Origin of the sequence: Sphingobium sp. BS19 (assembly GCF_027925545.1) — a bacterium.
Taxonomy (GTDB): domain Bacteria; phylum Pseudomonadota; class Alphaproteobacteria; order Sphingomonadales; family Sphingomonadaceae; genus Sphingobium.
On the sequence record NZ_BSEF01000012.1, the window covers coordinates 81,206 to 96,761 of the forward strand.

The 15,556-nt window shown below is 60.1% G+C and carries 14 protein-coding genes; all 14 read left to right on the forward strand.

Annotation, left to right across the window (positions count from 1 at the left end):
* Window position 1 precedes the first annotated feature (1 nt).
* The 14 genes from QMG56_RS15345 (at window position 2) to QMG56_RS15410 (ending at window position 15,501) form a co-directional block, all read left to right on the forward strand.
* Window positions 2-889, forward strand: a complete 888-nt coding sequence (locus QMG56_RS15345; RefSeq protein WP_281823150.1) for an NADH-quinone oxidoreductase subunit C — start codon at window positions 2-4, stop codon at window positions 887-889.
* Complete coding sequence (locus QMG56_RS15350; RefSeq protein WP_281823151.1) at window positions 889-2,124, forward strand: NADH-quinone oxidoreductase subunit D; 1,236 nt, start codon at window positions 889-891, stop codon at window positions 2,122-2,124. Before QMG56_RS15345 ends, QMG56_RS15350 begins: the two co-directional genes overlap by 1 nt.
* Before the next feature lie 107 nt (window positions 2,125-2,231).
* Window positions 2,232-2,897, forward strand: coding sequence for an NAD(P)H-dependent oxidoreductase subunit E (locus QMG56_RS15355; RefSeq protein ID WP_281823152.1), 666 nt, complete (start codon window positions 2,232-2,234; stop codon window positions 2,895-2,897).
* Between the two features lie 120 nt (window positions 2,898-3,017).
* A complete protein-coding gene (nuoF, locus tag QMG56_RS15360; RefSeq protein ID WP_281823153.1) occupies window positions 3,018-4,316 on the forward strand; it encodes an NADH-quinone oxidoreductase subunit NuoF in 1,299 nt (432 codons plus the stop codon).
* 1 nt (window position 4,317) lies between these two features.
* Complete coding sequence (nuoG, locus tag QMG56_RS15365; RefSeq protein ID WP_281823154.1) at window positions 4,318-6,330, forward strand: NADH-quinone oxidoreductase subunit NuoG; 2,013 nt, start codon at window positions 4,318-4,320, stop codon at window positions 6,328-6,330.
* A gap of 46 nt (window positions 6,331-6,376) precedes the next feature.
* Window positions 6,377-7,432: an NADH-quinone oxidoreductase subunit NuoH gene (gene nuoH / locus QMG56_RS15370; RefSeq protein ID WP_281823155.1), complete on the forward strand. Its 1,056-nt coding sequence runs from the start codon at window positions 6,377-6,379 to the stop codon at window positions 7,430-7,432.
* Complete coding sequence (nuoI, locus tag QMG56_RS15375; protein WP_230189265.1) at window positions 7,429-7,908, forward strand: NADH-quinone oxidoreductase subunit NuoI; 480 nt, start codon at window positions 7,429-7,431, stop codon at window positions 7,906-7,908. The genes nuoH and nuoI overlap by 4 nt, the downstream gene beginning before the upstream one ends.
* Before the next feature lie 32 nt (window positions 7,909-7,940).
* Complete coding sequence (locus tag QMG56_RS15380) at window positions 7,941-8,552, forward strand: NADH-quinone oxidoreductase subunit J (RefSeq protein WP_230189266.1); 612 nt, start codon at window positions 7,941-7,943, stop codon at window positions 8,550-8,552.
* Window positions 8,549-8,854: an NADH-quinone oxidoreductase subunit NuoK gene (nuoK, locus tag QMG56_RS15385; protein ID WP_104953388.1), complete on the forward strand. Its 306-nt coding sequence runs from the start codon at window positions 8,549-8,551 to the stop codon at window positions 8,852-8,854. The genes QMG56_RS15380 and nuoK overlap by 4 nt, the downstream gene beginning before the upstream one ends.
* Window positions 8,855-8,864: 10 nt before the next feature.
* On the forward strand, window positions 8,865-10,979 hold the full coding sequence (gene nuoL / locus QMG56_RS15390) for an NADH-quinone oxidoreductase subunit L (protein ID WP_281823156.1): 2,115 nt from the start codon (window positions 8,865-8,867) through the stop codon (window positions 10,977-10,979).
* The gene (locus QMG56_RS15395) at window positions 10,979-12,538 is read left to right on the forward strand and encodes an NADH-quinone oxidoreductase subunit M (RefSeq protein ID WP_281823157.1); all 1,560 of its coding nucleotides are present in this window, start codon (window positions 10,979-10,981) and stop codon (window positions 12,536-12,538) included. The genes nuoL and QMG56_RS15395 overlap by 1 nt, the downstream gene beginning before the upstream one ends.
* On the forward strand, window positions 12,538-13,989 hold the full coding sequence (nuoN, locus tag QMG56_RS15400; RefSeq protein WP_281823158.1) for an NADH-quinone oxidoreductase subunit NuoN: 1,452 nt from the start codon (window positions 12,538-12,540) through the stop codon (window positions 13,987-13,989). The genes QMG56_RS15395 and nuoN overlap by 1 nt, the downstream gene beginning before the upstream one ends.
* A gap of 2 nt (window positions 13,990-13,991) precedes the next feature.
* Entirely contained in the window at window positions 13,992-14,696 is a 705-nt protein-coding gene (locus tag QMG56_RS15405) for a biotin--[acetyl-CoA-carboxylase] ligase (RefSeq protein WP_375713709.1), read from the forward strand.
* A gap of 34 nt (window positions 14,697-14,730) precedes the next feature.
* Window positions 14,731-15,501, forward strand: coding sequence for a type III pantothenate kinase (locus QMG56_RS15410; protein ID WP_281823159.1), 771 nt, complete (start codon window positions 14,731-14,733; stop codon window positions 15,499-15,501).
* Window positions 15,502-15,556 lie beyond the last annotated feature (55 nt).

The following is a 15,556-nucleotide window of genomic DNA, read 5'->3' on the forward strand; positions in this document are numbered from 1 at the left end:
GATGGGCCATTCCGCACCCAAGATCGCTGTCATCGACGGCATCGCCGAAGAAATCGCTGCGCTGCTCGGCTCGATGCTGCTCGACACTGTCGATCATGCCGATGAATTGAGCTTCACCGTCGACCGCGACCGTCTGGTCGAGGCGATGACGGCATTGCGCGATCACGCGCACTATCAGCAGCTTATGGAAGTGGCCGGTGTCGATTACCCCGAACGCCTGGAGCGTTTCGAAGTCGTCTATCACTTGCTCAGCCTGACCCGGAATCACCGCATCCGCGTGAAGGTCTCGGCTGACGAAGATACGCCGGTTCCGTCGGTCACCGGACTTTGGCCGGTCGCAGGCTGGCTGGAACGCGAAGTGTTCGACATGTACGGCGTGATATTCTCCGGCAATGGCGACCTGCGCCGCATCCTGACCGATTATGGGTTCAAGGGGCATCCCCAGCGTAAGGATTTTCCGCTGACCGGGCATGTCGAACTGCGCTATTCGGAAGAAGAAAAGCGCGTGGTTTATGAGCCAGTGAAGCTGGCCCAGGACTTCCGCAGTTTCGACTTCATGTCGCCATGGGAAGGCGCGCAATATGTGCTGCCCGGCGATGAGAAGGTGGGCCAGGCACCCGGCGCGCCAACGCCCGCGCCCGCCGCTACGCCAACTCCTGCGACGGCTGCTCCGGAAGCTGCGCCCAAGGGTGCGCCGGCCGCCGATACGCCCAAGACCACAGATCACGCGGGAAAAACAGGCGCAGGCGAGGGGGCTAACGCCGAATCCGTTAAAACGCCGCCCGCGAAAAAGCCGCGTGCGACCACTGCCAAGGCAGCCGAATCCGGCGATGCCGCCGCCAAGCCCAAAACCGTGCGCAAGCCCAAAGCACCCAAGGGTGAAAGCTGATGGCTGATTATCTCGAAAAGCTGGATCACCTCACCGACGCGGCGGACCCGTCACTCGGCGATACGGAAATCCAGAACTACACAATCAACTTCGGCCCGCAGCATCCCGCAGCGCACGGCGTTTTGCGGCTCGTCCTGGAACTCGATGGTGAAATCGTCGAGCGTGTCGATCCGCATGTCGGCCTGCTCCATCGCGGCACCGAAAAGCTGATCGAGTACAAGACCTACCTTCAGGCGCTCCCCTATTTCGACCGCCTCGATTACTGTTCGCCGTTGTGCATGGAGCATAGCTATGTGCTGGCGATCGAGAAGCTGCTGAACCTCGAAGTTCCGTTGCGTGCGCAATATCTGCGCGTGTTCTTCGCCGAACTGACCCGCATTTCCAACCACATGCTCAATCTCGGTTCGCATGTGATGGACGTCGGCGCGATGACGCCGAACCTGTGGATGTTCGAAATCCGCGAAGACTGCATGAACTTCTATGAGCGCGCGTCCGGCGCGCGCATGCACGCTGCATGGTTCCGCCCCGGCGGCGTCCATCAGGACGTGCCGCTGAAGCTGCTGACCGACATCGGCGACTGGCTCGACACGCGCCTGCCGCGCCTGTTCGAAGACGCGATCAGCTTGGTTGCGGACAACCGCATCTTCAAGCAGCGCAATGTCGATATCGCCACGGTGAGCAAGGAAGACGCGATCAAATGGGGCTTCTCCGGCCCGATGATCCGCGGCTCCGGCATCCCGTGGGACATCCGCAAGTCGCAACCTTACGACGTCTATGATCGCATGGAATTCGACGTTCCCGTCGGCACCAGCGGCGATTGCTACGATCGTTTCATGGTCCGTGTCGAGGAAGTCCGCCAGTCCGCACGCATCATGAAGCAGTGTTTGCTGGAAATGCCCGAAGGTCCGGTGCTGACCGACGACCGCAAGGTCGCGCCGCCACGCCGCGCTGAAATGAAGCGGTCGATGGAAGCGCTCATCCACCACTTCAAACTCTATACCGAGGGCTTCCATGTTCCGGCCGGCGAAGTCTATGTCGCCACCGAAAGCCCCAAGGGCGAGTTCGGCGTCTATCTGGTCAGCGATGGGACCAACAAACCCTATCGCTGCAAGATTCGCCCGACCGCATTCAGCCACTTGCAGGCGATGGACTTCATGATGAAGGGCCACATGCTCGCCGACGTCACCGCCGTATTGGGCGCGATGGACATCGTGTTCGGGGAGTGTGACCGGTGATCGCTCTCTCCCTCGTCATTCCAGCGAAAGCTGGAATCCCGCTTTCCTCATGTCACAGCCTTACAGGCAGTGAGATCCCAGCGTTCGCTGGGATGACGGTGAACTAAATGGCTGACGCACCCCAGATCCCCGACGAAACCGAAGTCCGCGCCCGCTGGGGCGATTTCGAGTGGACGCCTGCGAACGCGATCAAGGCGAAGGCCTATGTCGCGCGCTATCCGGACGGGCGCCAACAGTCCGCTGTGATGGCGCTGCTCGATCTTGCCCAGCGGCAGGTCGGCGCGGAGACGCATACGCAGGGCTGGCTCCCGGTTCCGGTGATCGAATATGTCGCCGCCGAACTCGGTATGCCCTATATGCGCGCCTATGAAGTCGTGACCTTCTACACCATGTACAATCTCGCGCCGGTCGGCCGCTATCATGTGCAGGTGTGCGGGACGACGCCGTGCATGTTGCGTGGATCGGACGATGTGCTGGCGGCGTGCAAGAACAAGGGGCTGATCAAAGGCCATACCACACCTGACGGTCTGTTCACGCTGACCGAAGTCGAATGTCTGGGGGCCTGCGCCAACGCGCCGATGGTCCAGATCAACGACGACAATTACGAAGACCTCGATTACGACAAGACTATCGCCGTCCTTGATGCGCTGGCCGCGGGCGAACAGCCGAAGATCGGTCCGCAGATCGACCGTCAGACCAGTTGCCCCGAAGGCGGTCCGACGAGCCTGAAGGAAATGGTCTCGGAAAATCATGATTATCGGGGGCAGTGGTGATGCGCGCATTCCCACCAACCCCGTTCGTGTCGAGCGAAGTCGAGACACGCTGCGCTGCGCCTGGATCATGTCCCTCGACTTCGCTCGGGACGAACGGATTTGAGATGGAGGTCGCTCGTCATGTTAGCTGACAAGGATCGCATCTTCACCAACCTCTACGGCTTTCAGGACTGGGGTCTGGAAGGCGCGCAGAAGCGTGGCGACTGGGACAATACGAAAGACCTGATGGCCCGCGGACAGGACGCGATCATCGAGGAAATCAAGGCGTCCGGCCTCCGCGGTCGTGGTGGTGCTGGCTTCCCAACCGGCATGAAATGGTCGTTCATGCCCAAGGAAAGCAAGGATGGCCGTCCCAGCTTCCTCGTCATCAATGCCGATGAATCCGAACCCGGTTCCTGCAAGGACCGCGAAATCATCCGCCACGATCCGCACAAGCTGGTCGAAGGCGCTCTGATCGCGGGTTTCGCGATGCGTGCCCGCGCGGCCTATATCTACATTCGCGGCGAATATATCTACGAAGCCAAGGTGCTGGAGGGTGCCGTCGCGCAAGCCTATGAAAAGGGCTTTCTCGGCAAGAACGCTTCGGGTTCTGGCTACGACTTCGACGTCTTTGTCCATCGCGGCGCGGGCGCCTATATCTGCGGCGAAGAAACCGCGATGATCGAAAGCCTGGAAGGCAAGAAGGGCCAGCCACGGCTCAAGCCGCCATTCCCGGCAGGCGCAGGCCTTTATGGCTGCCCCACCACCGTCAACAATGTCGAGAGCATCGCGGTCGTCCCCACGATCCTGCGACGCGGCGCGGCGTGGTTCTCCAGCTTCGGTCGCGATGGCAACAAGGGCACGAAGCTCTATCAGATCAGCGGCCATGTGAACAAACCCTGCGTCGTCGAGGAGGAAATGGGCATTTCCTTCAAGGATCTGATCGATACGCATTGCGGCGGTATTCGTGGCGGTTGGGACAATTTGCTGGCGGTGATCCCCGGCGGTTCCTCGGTCCCACTCGTCCCCGCCGCGCAGATCATGGACGCGCCGATGGATTTCGACGGGTTGAAGGCAGTCGGCTCCGGCCTTGGCACCGCCGCCGTCATCGTCATGGACAAGTCTACCGACATCGTCCGCGCCATCAGCCGCCTCAGCTACTTCTACAAGCATGAGAGTTGCGGCCAGTGCACGCCCTGCCGCGAAGGCACGGGCTGGATGTGGCGCGTAATGGAACGCCTGCGCACCGGCGAAGCAGAACTTTCCGAAATCGACATGCTGCAGGAACTGACCAAGCAAGTCGAAGGCCACACGATCTGCGCGCTCGGCGACGCAGCGGCATGGCCGATCCAAGGGCTCATCAAGCATTTCCGTCCCGAGATCGAACGGCGGATCAATGAAAATCACGGACCTGCGCCAGTGATGGAGGCAGCGGAGTAATATGCCCAAGCTAACCGTAGACGGCGTAGAGATTGAAGTCCCTGCAGGCGCGACCGTCCTGCAGGCATGTGAGATGGCGGGGAAGGAAATTCCGCGTTTCTGCTATCATGAACGCCTGAGCATCGCTGGCAATTGCCGCATGTGCCTGGTCGAAGTGAAGCCCGGCCCACCCAAGCCGCAGGCAAGCTGCGCGCTGCCCGCCGCAGAGGGGCAGGAAATCCGCACCGACAGCCTGATGGTCAAAAAGGCGCGCGAAGGCGTGATGGAGTTTCTCCTGATCAACCATCCGCTGGATTGCCCGATCTGCGATCAGGGCGGCGAATGCGACTTGCAGGATCAGTCCGTCGCCTACGGGCGCGGTGCATCGCGCTATGACGAAACCAAGCGCGCCGTCACCGAGAAATATATGGGCCCCATCGTCAAGACGGTGATGACCCGGTGTATCCAGTGCACCCGCTGCGTGCGCTTTGCCGAGGAAGTCGCTGGCGTGCCGGAAATCGGTGCGATCTATCGCGGCGAGAATATGCAGATCACCACCTATCTGGAACATGCCGCCAAGAGTGAGCTGTCCGGCAATGTGGTCGATCTCTGCCCGGTCGGAGCGCTGACCGCCAAGCCTTATGCGTTCGAAGCGCGTCCCTGGGAACTCAAGAAGAACTTCGCCATCGATGTGATGGACGCGCTGGGCGCGAATATCCGCCTCGACAGCCGGGGCCGTCAGGTCTTGCGCGCTTTGCCACGTATCAATGACGACGTGAATGAAGAGTGGATTACGGACAAAACCCGTCATCATGTCGACGGTCTCGTCCGCCGCCGCCTCGACAAGCCTTATGTGCGCAAAGGCGGCAAGCTCGTCGAAGCGACATGGGCTGAAGCGTTTCAGGCGATCGCCACAGTGGCCGCTACCGCGAACGGTTCGGTGGCTGCTGTCGCTGGCGACATGCTCGATTGCGAAACGATGTTCGCGGCCAAGTTGCTGGTGCGGAAGCTGGGTGGCACGATGCTCGAAGGGCGTCAGACCGGCCTTGCCTATGACGTGTCGAGCCTTGCCGCCGTCAATTTCAACACCGGCATCGCCAATATCGAGAATGCGGACGCGATCCTGCTGATCAACAGCAATCTCCGCTGGGAAGCGCCGCTGATCAACACGCGCATCCGCAAGGCGATCAAGAAGGGCGCGAAGGTCTTTGCCGTCGGGCCGGAATTTGATCTGACGTACAAGGTCGAATGGCTCGGTAACGATGCCAGCCTCCTTGCCAAGCTGCCCGCTGCCGTGACCGAAGCCTTCGGCAAGGCCGAGCGTCCCGCGATCATTGTGGGCGGCGGTGCGCTGGCCAAGGATGGCGCGCATGGTGCGGCACTGGCGCTGGCCAAGTCACTCAATGTCGTGCGCGAAGGCTGGAATGGCTTCAACGTCTTGCACTTCGCTGCGGCGCGCATGGGCGGGCTGATGCTCGGCTATGCCACCGATGGCGGGATCAAGGCTATTGCGGCGGCCAAGCCCAAACTTCTGTTCGCACTGGGTGCCGACGAAGTGAACTACGATCTGTTCTCGGACAGCTTCAAGGTGTTCATCGGTCACCATGGCGACAATGGCGCGCATCATGCCGACGTCATCCTGCCCGGTGCGACCTACGCCGAGAAGGCTGGCACTTACGTCAATCTGGAAGGCCGCGTTCAGCGGAGCGAGAAGGCGGTGTTTGCGCCCGGCGACGCGCGCGAAGACTGGTCGATCCTGCGCGCACTGTCCGATGTGCTGGGCGCAACCCTGCCGTTCGACAGCTTCAACGCCCTGCGCGCTGAGATGGCGAATGCGGTTCCGGCGCTCGGTGTCGAAGGTCTGGCGTCCTACGATTGGGCACCGCCGTCCTTGCCCACCGGCGCAACAGGCGAATTTGCCTCGCCGATCAAGGATTTCTACCTCACCAACGCCATCTGCCGCGCCAGCCCGACAATGCAACGCTGCTCGGCCGAACTGATCCAGGGCGAAGATTTCGCGGAGGCGGCAGAGTGATGCGCGCTAATCGAACATCAAACGGGCTTTGGGGAATCGCTCTGTCATGACCGCCTTCTTCCAAAATCTCGGCATGTCCTATGGCGCCGCATGGTTCACCTCGACCATCGCAGGCATCCTGCTCATCGCGCTTCCAGTCATGCTGGCCGTCGCCATGATCATCTACGCCGATCGCAAGATTTGGGCAGCAATGGCGCTGCGAAAGGGACCGAACGTCGTTGGACCTTTCGGCTTGCTGCAATCCTTCGCCGATGGTCTGAAGGTATTCCTGCAGGAAACGATCATTCCTTCGGCGGCCAATCGCGGCCTGTTCCTGATCGCACCGATCATCACCTTCACTGTCGCGCTGATGGCCTGGGCCGTGATCCCGTTTCAGGCCGAAGTGGTGCTGTCGAACATCAATGTCGGCTTGCTCTACATCCTCGCGATCAGTTCGCTGGGCGTCTATGGCGTCGTCATTGCGGGCTGGGCTTCCAACTCGAAATACCCCTTCTTCTCCGCGATGCGCGCATCGGCACAAATGATTTCCTACGAAGTCTCCATCGGTTTCGTGTTGATCTCCGTGGTGCTGTGGGCAGGATCGTTCAACCTCACAACCATCGTGGAGAGCCAGAAGGGCTATTATGGTTTCCTCAACGGCAATGGCTTCAACCCGCTGCTGTTCCCGATGGCGGTTGTGTTCCTGATTTCGTCGATGGCGGAAACTGCCCGCGCGCCCTTCGATCTGACAGAAGCGGAAAGCGAACTCGTCGCCGGTTATCAGACCGAATATAGCTCGATGGCCTTCGCGCTCTACTGGCTTGGCGAATATGCTAACGTCATCCTGATGTGTGCGCTCAATGCGATCCTGTTCTGGGGCGGTTATCTCCCGCCGCTCGATATCGACCTGATCCCGTGGTTCGATATCCCCGGCATCATCTGGCTCTTCGGCAAGATTCTCGTCTTCTTCTTCATCTTCTCATGGGTGAAGGCGACCGTACCGCGTTACCGCTACGATCAGCTTATGCGTCTGGGCTGGAAAGTCTTCCTGCCGCTGTCGCTGGGTTGGGTCGTGCTGGTGAGCGGCTTCCTGATGTTCACGCGCTATGGAGGCGCAGCATGATCCACGCGATCAAATCCTTCTTCCTCGTCGAGTTTTTGAAGGCGCATTGGCTGACCTTGAAGTATTTCTTCAAGCCCAAGGCGACCATCAACTACCCCTATGAGAAGAACCCGATCAGCCCGCGCTTCCGGGGCGAGCACGCTCTGCGGCGCTATCCCAATGGCGAGGAACGCTGCATCGCATGCAAGCTGTGCGAGGCCGTTTGCCCCGCGCAGGCGATCACCATCGAAGCGCAACCGCGCGAAGATGGCAGCCGCCGCACGACCCGCTACGACATCGACATGACCAAGTGCATTTACTGCGGCCTGTGTCAGGAAGCCTGCCCTGTGGATGCCGTCGTCGAAGGTCCGAATTTCGAATTTTCGACCGAAACCCGTGAGGAGCTTATCTACGACAAGGCCAAGCTCCTTGAAAATGGTGACAAGTGGGAGCGTGCTTTGGCCGCGAACCTTGCCGCCGATGCACCCTATCGTTAAGCGCTGCGCGACCGCAGGGGGATATTGATCCAGTGATTCACGTGCTAGCCTTTTACCTGTTTGCGACGGTGGTGATCGCCAGTGGTGCGATGACCATATTCTCGCGCAACCCGGTGCATTCGGTGCTCTGGCTGATCCTTGCCTTCTTCAATGCAGCGGGTCTGATGATCCTGCTGGGGGCGGAATTCATCGCGATGCTGCTGGTGATCGTGTATGTCGGCGCCGTCGCGGTGCTGTTCATGTTCGTCGTGATGATGCTCGACATCGACTTTGCCGAATTGCGCGCCGGTTTCGTCAATTACCTGCCCTTCGGCCTGGCCATCGCGGTGATCCTGCTGGCTGAAATCGTGTTGGGCGTGGGCATATGGAGCGCGGGGCCGGTAGAATTGGCGCAGCGCGCGGCGCCTGCCACAGCCGATGTATCGAACATTCAGGCCATCGGTGCTTTGCTTTACACACGCTACATCTTCCTGTTCGAAGCCGCCGGGCTTGTCCTGCTGGTGGCGATGGTCGGTGCGATTGTCCTGACCCACCGCGCTCGTGGCGGCGTTCGCGGCCAGAATATCGACAAGCAGAACCGTCGCCGTCCGCAGGATGCCGTACGCAACGTCAATCAGCCCGTCGGGCAGGGGGTGGAATTGTGATCGGCCTGCAACATTATCTGGTCGTCAGCGCCATCCTGTTCGTGATGGGCGTGCTTGGCATTTTCATCAATCGCAAGAACGTGATCATCATCCTGATGGCGATCGAGCTCATCCTGCTAGCGGTGAACATCAACCTCGTCGCCTTCAGCGCCTTTCTGGGCGATCTGGTGGGGCAGGTGTTCTCGATGTTCGTGCTTACCGTCGCGGCGGGTGAAGCGGCCATCGGGCTTGCGATCCTCGTCATCTATTTCCGCGGTCGCGGCACCATCGCCGTCGATGATGCCAACCGGATGAAGGGCTGAAGACCTCGACATGATCCAGCTTATCGTCCTTTTCCCGTTGCTTGCCGCGATCATCGCGGGCCTTGGCAATCGCATCATCGGCAATGTGCCGGCAAAGATCGTCACAACCGGCGCACTGTTCGCTTCCTGCGCGCTGAGCTGGCCGATCTTCCTGTCGTTCGTCGGCGGTGACGCAACGCCGCATGTCGAGCCGCTGTTCACCTGGATCCGTTCGGGCGATTTCAACGCGGCCTGGGCTTTGCGCGTCGATACGATGACGGCAGTGATGCTCGTCGTGGTCACCACCGTTTCGGCGCTCGTCCACCTGTATAGCTGGGGCTATATGGACGAGGATCCCGATCAGCCGCGCTTCTTCGCCTATCTCTCGCTCTTTACCTTTGCGATGTTGATGCTGGTAACGGCAAACAACCTGCTTCAGATGTTCTTCGGTTGGGAAGGCGTCGGTCTCGCTTCCTATCTGCTCATCGGCTTCTGGTTCCGTAAGCCCTCGGCCAACGCGGCGGCAATCAAGGCTTTCGTGGTCAACCGCGTCGGCGATCTTGGCTTCATGATGGGTATTTTCGGCACCTATCTGGTGTTCAACACCATTTCGATCCCTGAAATCCTCGCCGCCGCGCCGTCAATGGCCGGTTCGACCATCGGTTTCCTGGGTGCCCGCTTCGACACGATGACGGTCCTCTGCCTGCTGCTGTTTATCGGCGCGATGGGTAAATCGGCGCAGCTTGGCCTCCACACATGGTTGCCGGACGCTATGGAAGGGCCGACCCCGGTGTCGGCGCTGATCCATGCCGCGACGATGGTGACCGCAGGCGTGTTCATGGTTTGCCGCCTCTCGCCCATGTTCGAAACCAGCCCGACAGCATTGGGCGTAGTGACGTTCGTGGGTGCCGCAACCTGCCTCTTCGCTGCGACCGTCGGCACGGTGCAAAACGACATCAAGCGCGTGATCGCTTATTCGACCTGTTCGCAGCTCGGTTACATGTTCTTCGCGGCAGGCGTCGGTGCCTATGGGGCGTCGATGTTCCACTTGTTCACCCACGCCTTCTTCAAGGCGCTGCTGTTCCTGGGCGCAGGCTCGGTCATCCATGCGATGCACCATGAACAGGACATGCGCTATTATGGTGCGCTGCGTAAGGAAATCCCGATTACCTTCTGGGCGATGACCGCCGGTACGCTTGCGATCACCGGCGTTGGTTTGCTTCCATTTGCTTCATTCGCAGGCTTCGGCTTTGCAGGCTTCTATTCCAAGGATGCGATCCTCGAAGCGGCTTATGCGTTCGGCGGTCGCGGTCAACTCGCGTTCTTCGTCGGCATTTTTGCCGCGCTGCTCACCAGCTTCTATAGCTGGCGTCTGGTGTTCCTGACCTTCTTCGGCAAGCCTCGCTGGGCCGCATCGGAACATATCCAACATGCGCTACACGACAGTCACGGCCACGACGACCATGCCGCGCACGGTCATGGCAGCGAGGAAGCCAACGCACCGGCGCAGGAAAATGCCGGGCACGGCCATGATGCCCATGCGCATCGTGCTCCCGCGACCGGTACGGCTTTGGCTGGTACTGGCGGCTATCACCCGCATGAAAGTCCTTGGGTCATGCTGATCCCGCTGATCGTCCTCAGCTTTGGCGCAGTCTTCGCCGGCTTTCTGTTCCATCACAGCTTCGTCGACGCCGAACATGGCGCCGAGTTCTGGCAGGGTGCTATCGCCTTCAACACCCATCTGATGCACGCAATGCATGAGGTTCCGTTGTGGGTGAAATTGGCGCCTGCTGCCGTGATGCTCACGGGCCTTGCAATCGCCTGGCTTTCCTACATCCGTTACACCGACTGGCCGCGCCAGTTCGTCGGACAGTTCGGCGTTCTCTACACCTTCCTGCTCAACAAATGGTATTTCGACGAGCTTTACAACGTCCTGTTCGTAAAGCCTGCCTTCGCCATTGGCCGGGTCTTCTGGAAGGTCGGCGATATTGGCATCATCGACCGCTTTGGCCCCAACGGCCTTGCCGCTCTGGTGGTGCAGGGGGGCAAGCTGACACGGCGGCTCCAGTCGGGCTATCTCTACACTTACGCGCTGGTGATGCTGCTTGGGCTCGCCGCGGCTGCAACCTGGGCGATCGCACGATAATGAACCAGCTTGGCTTTCCCATTCTCACGCTGATGATGGCTGTTCCGATGGCGGGGGCCATCGCCTGTCTGTTCGTGAACGACAAATCGGCGCGCAGCATCGCGCTCATCGCGACGTTGATCGACCTCGCGTTGGGTGTCGTCCTATGGGCGACCTTCGATAAGATCCAAGGTGCGCAGTGGCAGTTCACCGAATACGCACCGATCTTCGGTCGCTTCGCATGGGCGCTCGGCATCGATGGCATCGCACTGATGCTCATCATGCTGACGGTGTTCCTGATGCCGATCTGCATCGGCGCAAGCTGGGTGGCGATCAACAAGCGCGTCGGCGAGTATATGGCGGCCTTCCTGCTCATGGAGGTGCTGATGATCGGCGTCTTCTCGGCGCAGGACATCTTCCTCTTCTACGTCATGTTCGAAGCAGGCCTGATCCCGATGTACCTGATCATCGGCATCTGGGGCGGCGCAGAACGCATTTACGCGAGCTACAAGTTCTTCCTCTACACGTTGCTGGGATCGGTTCTGATGCTGATCGCGATGATGTGGATGGTGCAGGAAGCCGGTTCCACCAGCATCCCTGTGCTCATGGCCTACGACTTCGCGCCTCAGGCTCAGACATGGCTCTGGCTCGCCTTCTTCGCTAGCTTTGCCGTGAAGATGCCGATGTGGCCGGTGCACACTTGGTTGCCGGACGCGCACGTTCAGGCGCCGACTGCCGGTTCCGTCATCCTGGCAGGCGTGCTGTTGAAGATGGGCGGCTACGGCTTCTTGCGTTTCTCGCTCCCGATGTTCCCGGAGGCCTCCGCACAGTTCGCGCCTTTGATCTTCGGCCTGTCGATGGTGGCCGTGGTCTACACGTCACTCGTTGCACTGGTGCAGAGCGACATGAAGAAGCTGATCGCGTATTCCTCGGTCGCCCATATGGCCATCGTGACCGTCGGGCTGTTCGCCTTCAATCAGCAGGGTATCGAAGGCGCGATCATGGTTATGCTCGGCCACGGTCTTGTCGCGAGTGCGCTCTTCCTGTGCGTGGGCGTGATTTACGACCGCCTGCATACCAGAGAGATCAGCCGCTACGGCGGACTGTCGATCAACATGCCCAAATATGCGGTATTGTTCCTGTTCTTCACTATGGCAGCCGTGGGCTTGCCGGGGACCAGCAACTTCGTCGGTGAGTTCTTAGCACTGATGGGTGTCTATGAAGCCTCCAGTTGGGTGGCCATCGTTTGCACGACGGGCATCATTCTGGGCGCCGCCTACATGCTCTATCTCTATCGCCGGGTTTGCTATGGCGAGATTGTTCATGACGATGTCCGCGCTATGCCGGACCTGTCGGGACGCGAAATGTGGCTGCTCGCACCTATCGCGGCTGCGGTATTGTGGATGGGTGTCTATCCTGAAAGCTTCATCGCGCCGATGCGCGCCGACGTTGCATCGCTGGTTGCGCGCGTTGACCGTGCCAAGCCTGTCGGCGACGCCAAATTGACTGCAGGAAAGCCTGCCGCCGCTGCCGAAGGGCATGCTGTCGAAACCCATGAAACGCCAGCGGAGGCGCACTGATGATCGATTCCGCATCTCTTGCAATGGTTGCACCCGAACTGGTGCTGACCGTGGGCGCACTCGTTTTGCTTATGGTCGCCGCATATGCCGGTGACCGCATGGCTAAAGTCGTCAGTTGGATGTCCATCGCGACTCTTGTGGCTGCGGGCCTGACGTTGCTCGGCTTGCCCGGTCACGGTGGGGACGCGTTCGACGGCCTGTATCGGGCCGACGCCTTCGCGGCTTATGCCAAAGTCCTGATCTATGCGGCTGCCGCTGCCTCTATACTCGTGGCCCCAAGGTTCTTTGCCCCTACGGCAGCCAATGCCAGTGGCGCGCTCCGCGCCGAATATCCGATACTGATCCTGCTGGCCTGCATCGGCATGGGCATGATGGTGTCGGCAGGCGACATGATGACGCTGTATGTCGGCCTCGAACTCAACAGCCTCGCGGCTTATGTCCTCGCCAGCTTCATGCGGCAGGATACGCGCTCGGCCGAAGCAGGGCTCAAATATTTCGTCCTTGGCGCGCTGGCGAGCGGCATTCTCCTTTATGGCATTTCGCTGCTGTACGGCTTTTCTGGATCGACGAGCTTCGATGGGATCGCGGTAGCCATGGGGGACAAGCTCTCCAATGGCTTGCTGTTCGGCATGGTGTTTGTGCTGGCGGGTCTGGCTTTCAAGATCAGCGCCGTCCCGTTCCACATGTGGACGCCCGATGTGTACGAAGGTGCGCCGACGCCGGTAACGACCTTCTTCGCGAGTGCACCGAAGGTCGCCGCCATGGGTCTGACGGTGCGCGTTGCCATCGAGGCGCTTGGTCCGGGCGGTATGGCATGGCAGCAGATCGTGATCTTCGTCGCCTTGGCATCGATCCTGTTCGGCGGCGTCGCCGCCATCGGTCAGACGAACATCAAGCGTCTGCTCGCGTATTCGTCTATCAACAACGTTGGATTTGCGCTCATTGGCCTTGCTGCCGGAACGCCTGCCGGTGTCGCGGCCACGATGAGCTACATGACAATCTACGTCGTGATGACCATCGGCAGCTTCTTCTGCGTCATCCAGATGCGCGACCGCGACGGTAATCCTATCGAAACCATCGCAAGCCTTGCGGGACTTTCGCAATCGCGCAAGGGGCTGGCGGCGGCGCTGGCGATCTTCATGTTCAGCCTTGCCGGTATTCCACCGCTCTTCGGTTTCTGGGCCAAGTTCCTGGTGTTCGATGCCGCAGTCGGTGCTGGCCTCCTTGGCCTTGCAGCCTTCGGCATTGCAGCATCGGTGATTGGCGCATTTTACTATCTGAAGATCATCAAGACGATGTATTTCGATGAGCCAGCCGCCGAGTATGCCACCGGTACGCCGATCATCGAGAACACCGTTATCGCGCTCTGTGCAGCCGTCATCGTGTTCGGTTATCTCCTCAATCCCGTGCTGGATAGCGCCAGCGCCGCAGCGGCGGCGGCGCTCTTCTGACGATAGAGATCCGCACGGTTGCGCAATCCGTCTCGACCAATGCCGACATTCTGGCATTGGTCGCAGACGGCGCAACAGAAGGCCTCTGGCTTCGTGCCGAAATGCAGGCCGGGGGAAGGGGGAGGCTTGACCGCGTATGGGAAAGCCCGCCCGGCAATCTGTATTGCTCCACGCTCATACGCTTGCAGCCCGGCGATCCCCCGCCGCCGACCCTTGCGCTGGTCGCCGGGGTTGCTGTCTGGCAAGCCGTGGAAATGGTGCTACCGGGAAAGGCACGGATAAAATGGCCCAACGACATATTGGTCGGTCCCGCCAAACTGTCCGGCATGTTGCTGGAGCGTACGGGGAACGCAGTCGTACTTGGTATTGGCCTCAACATCATGGCTCCCCCCGTTCTACCTGACCGCGCGACGACGAGTCTCTGGGCGCATGGCGCTGTCGATACCGATGCGACGAGCATGTTAAGCACGCTGGCGGAAATATTCGCAGCGCGCCTGTCCCAGTGGCGTACCTACGGTCTCGATCCCATTCGGACGCTCTGGCTGAAAGCCGCGCACGCATCCGGCACGGCCATTCGAGCGCACTTGCCGGACGGGACGGAATTGAGCGGCCATTTCGCAGATTTGGACGCCAGCGGCGCGCTCATTCTCGACTTGGCGGACGGAACGCGCCGAACCATTCACGCCGGCGACATATTCCTGCTATGACCCGGCACGATCTATTTCGATTGAGGATGACCTGATGCTTCTCGCTGTCGATGCGGGCAACACGAATGTGGTTTTTGCGCTGGTTGACGCTGGCAACATCCGCGCGCGTTGGCGCATCGCGACCGACCCGCGCCGCACTGCCGATGAATATGCCGTCTGGCTCAACCAGTTGCTGACTCTCGAAGGCTTCGCCATGAGCGACGTCGATGCCGTGATCATTGCCACGGTCGTGCCGCGTGCACTCCATAATCTGGAAGTTCTATCGACCAAGTATTTCAAAGTTGAGCCGCTGATCGCCGGCCAGCCGCCCGTGGCATGGGGCATTGCTCTGGACGTCGATGAGCCTGCATCGGTTGGTGCCGATCGCGTTGTAAATGTTATCGCGGCGCACCATCTCTATAAGTGCGATTTAATCGTTATAGACTTCGGTACCGCAACCACTTTCGATGTCGTCGATTATGGCGGTACCTACAAAGGCGGGATCATCGCGCCAGGCATCAATCTTTCGCTCGATGCATTGGTCAGCGCTGCGGCAAAGCTGCCTCGTATAGCCATTGCGGCACCCGACGATCGCTCCGTGATCGGTCGAACCACCGAAGCGCAGATGCAGATCGGCGTTTTCTGGGGTTATGTTGCGATGATCGAGGGGCTGGTCGCCCGTATGCGCGCGGAAATCGGTCGCCCGGTCCGCGTTATTTCGACGGGCGGCCTCGCCGTGCTCTTCGATGAGCACACCGATATTTTCGATGCGATTGCGCCGGACCTGACCATTCAGGGACTGGCGCTGATGCACGGTAGAATCTGACCGCTGGATCATTCTCCAGCACAATGAAGACTGCGCCGTGCCGGGAATGGGCGCG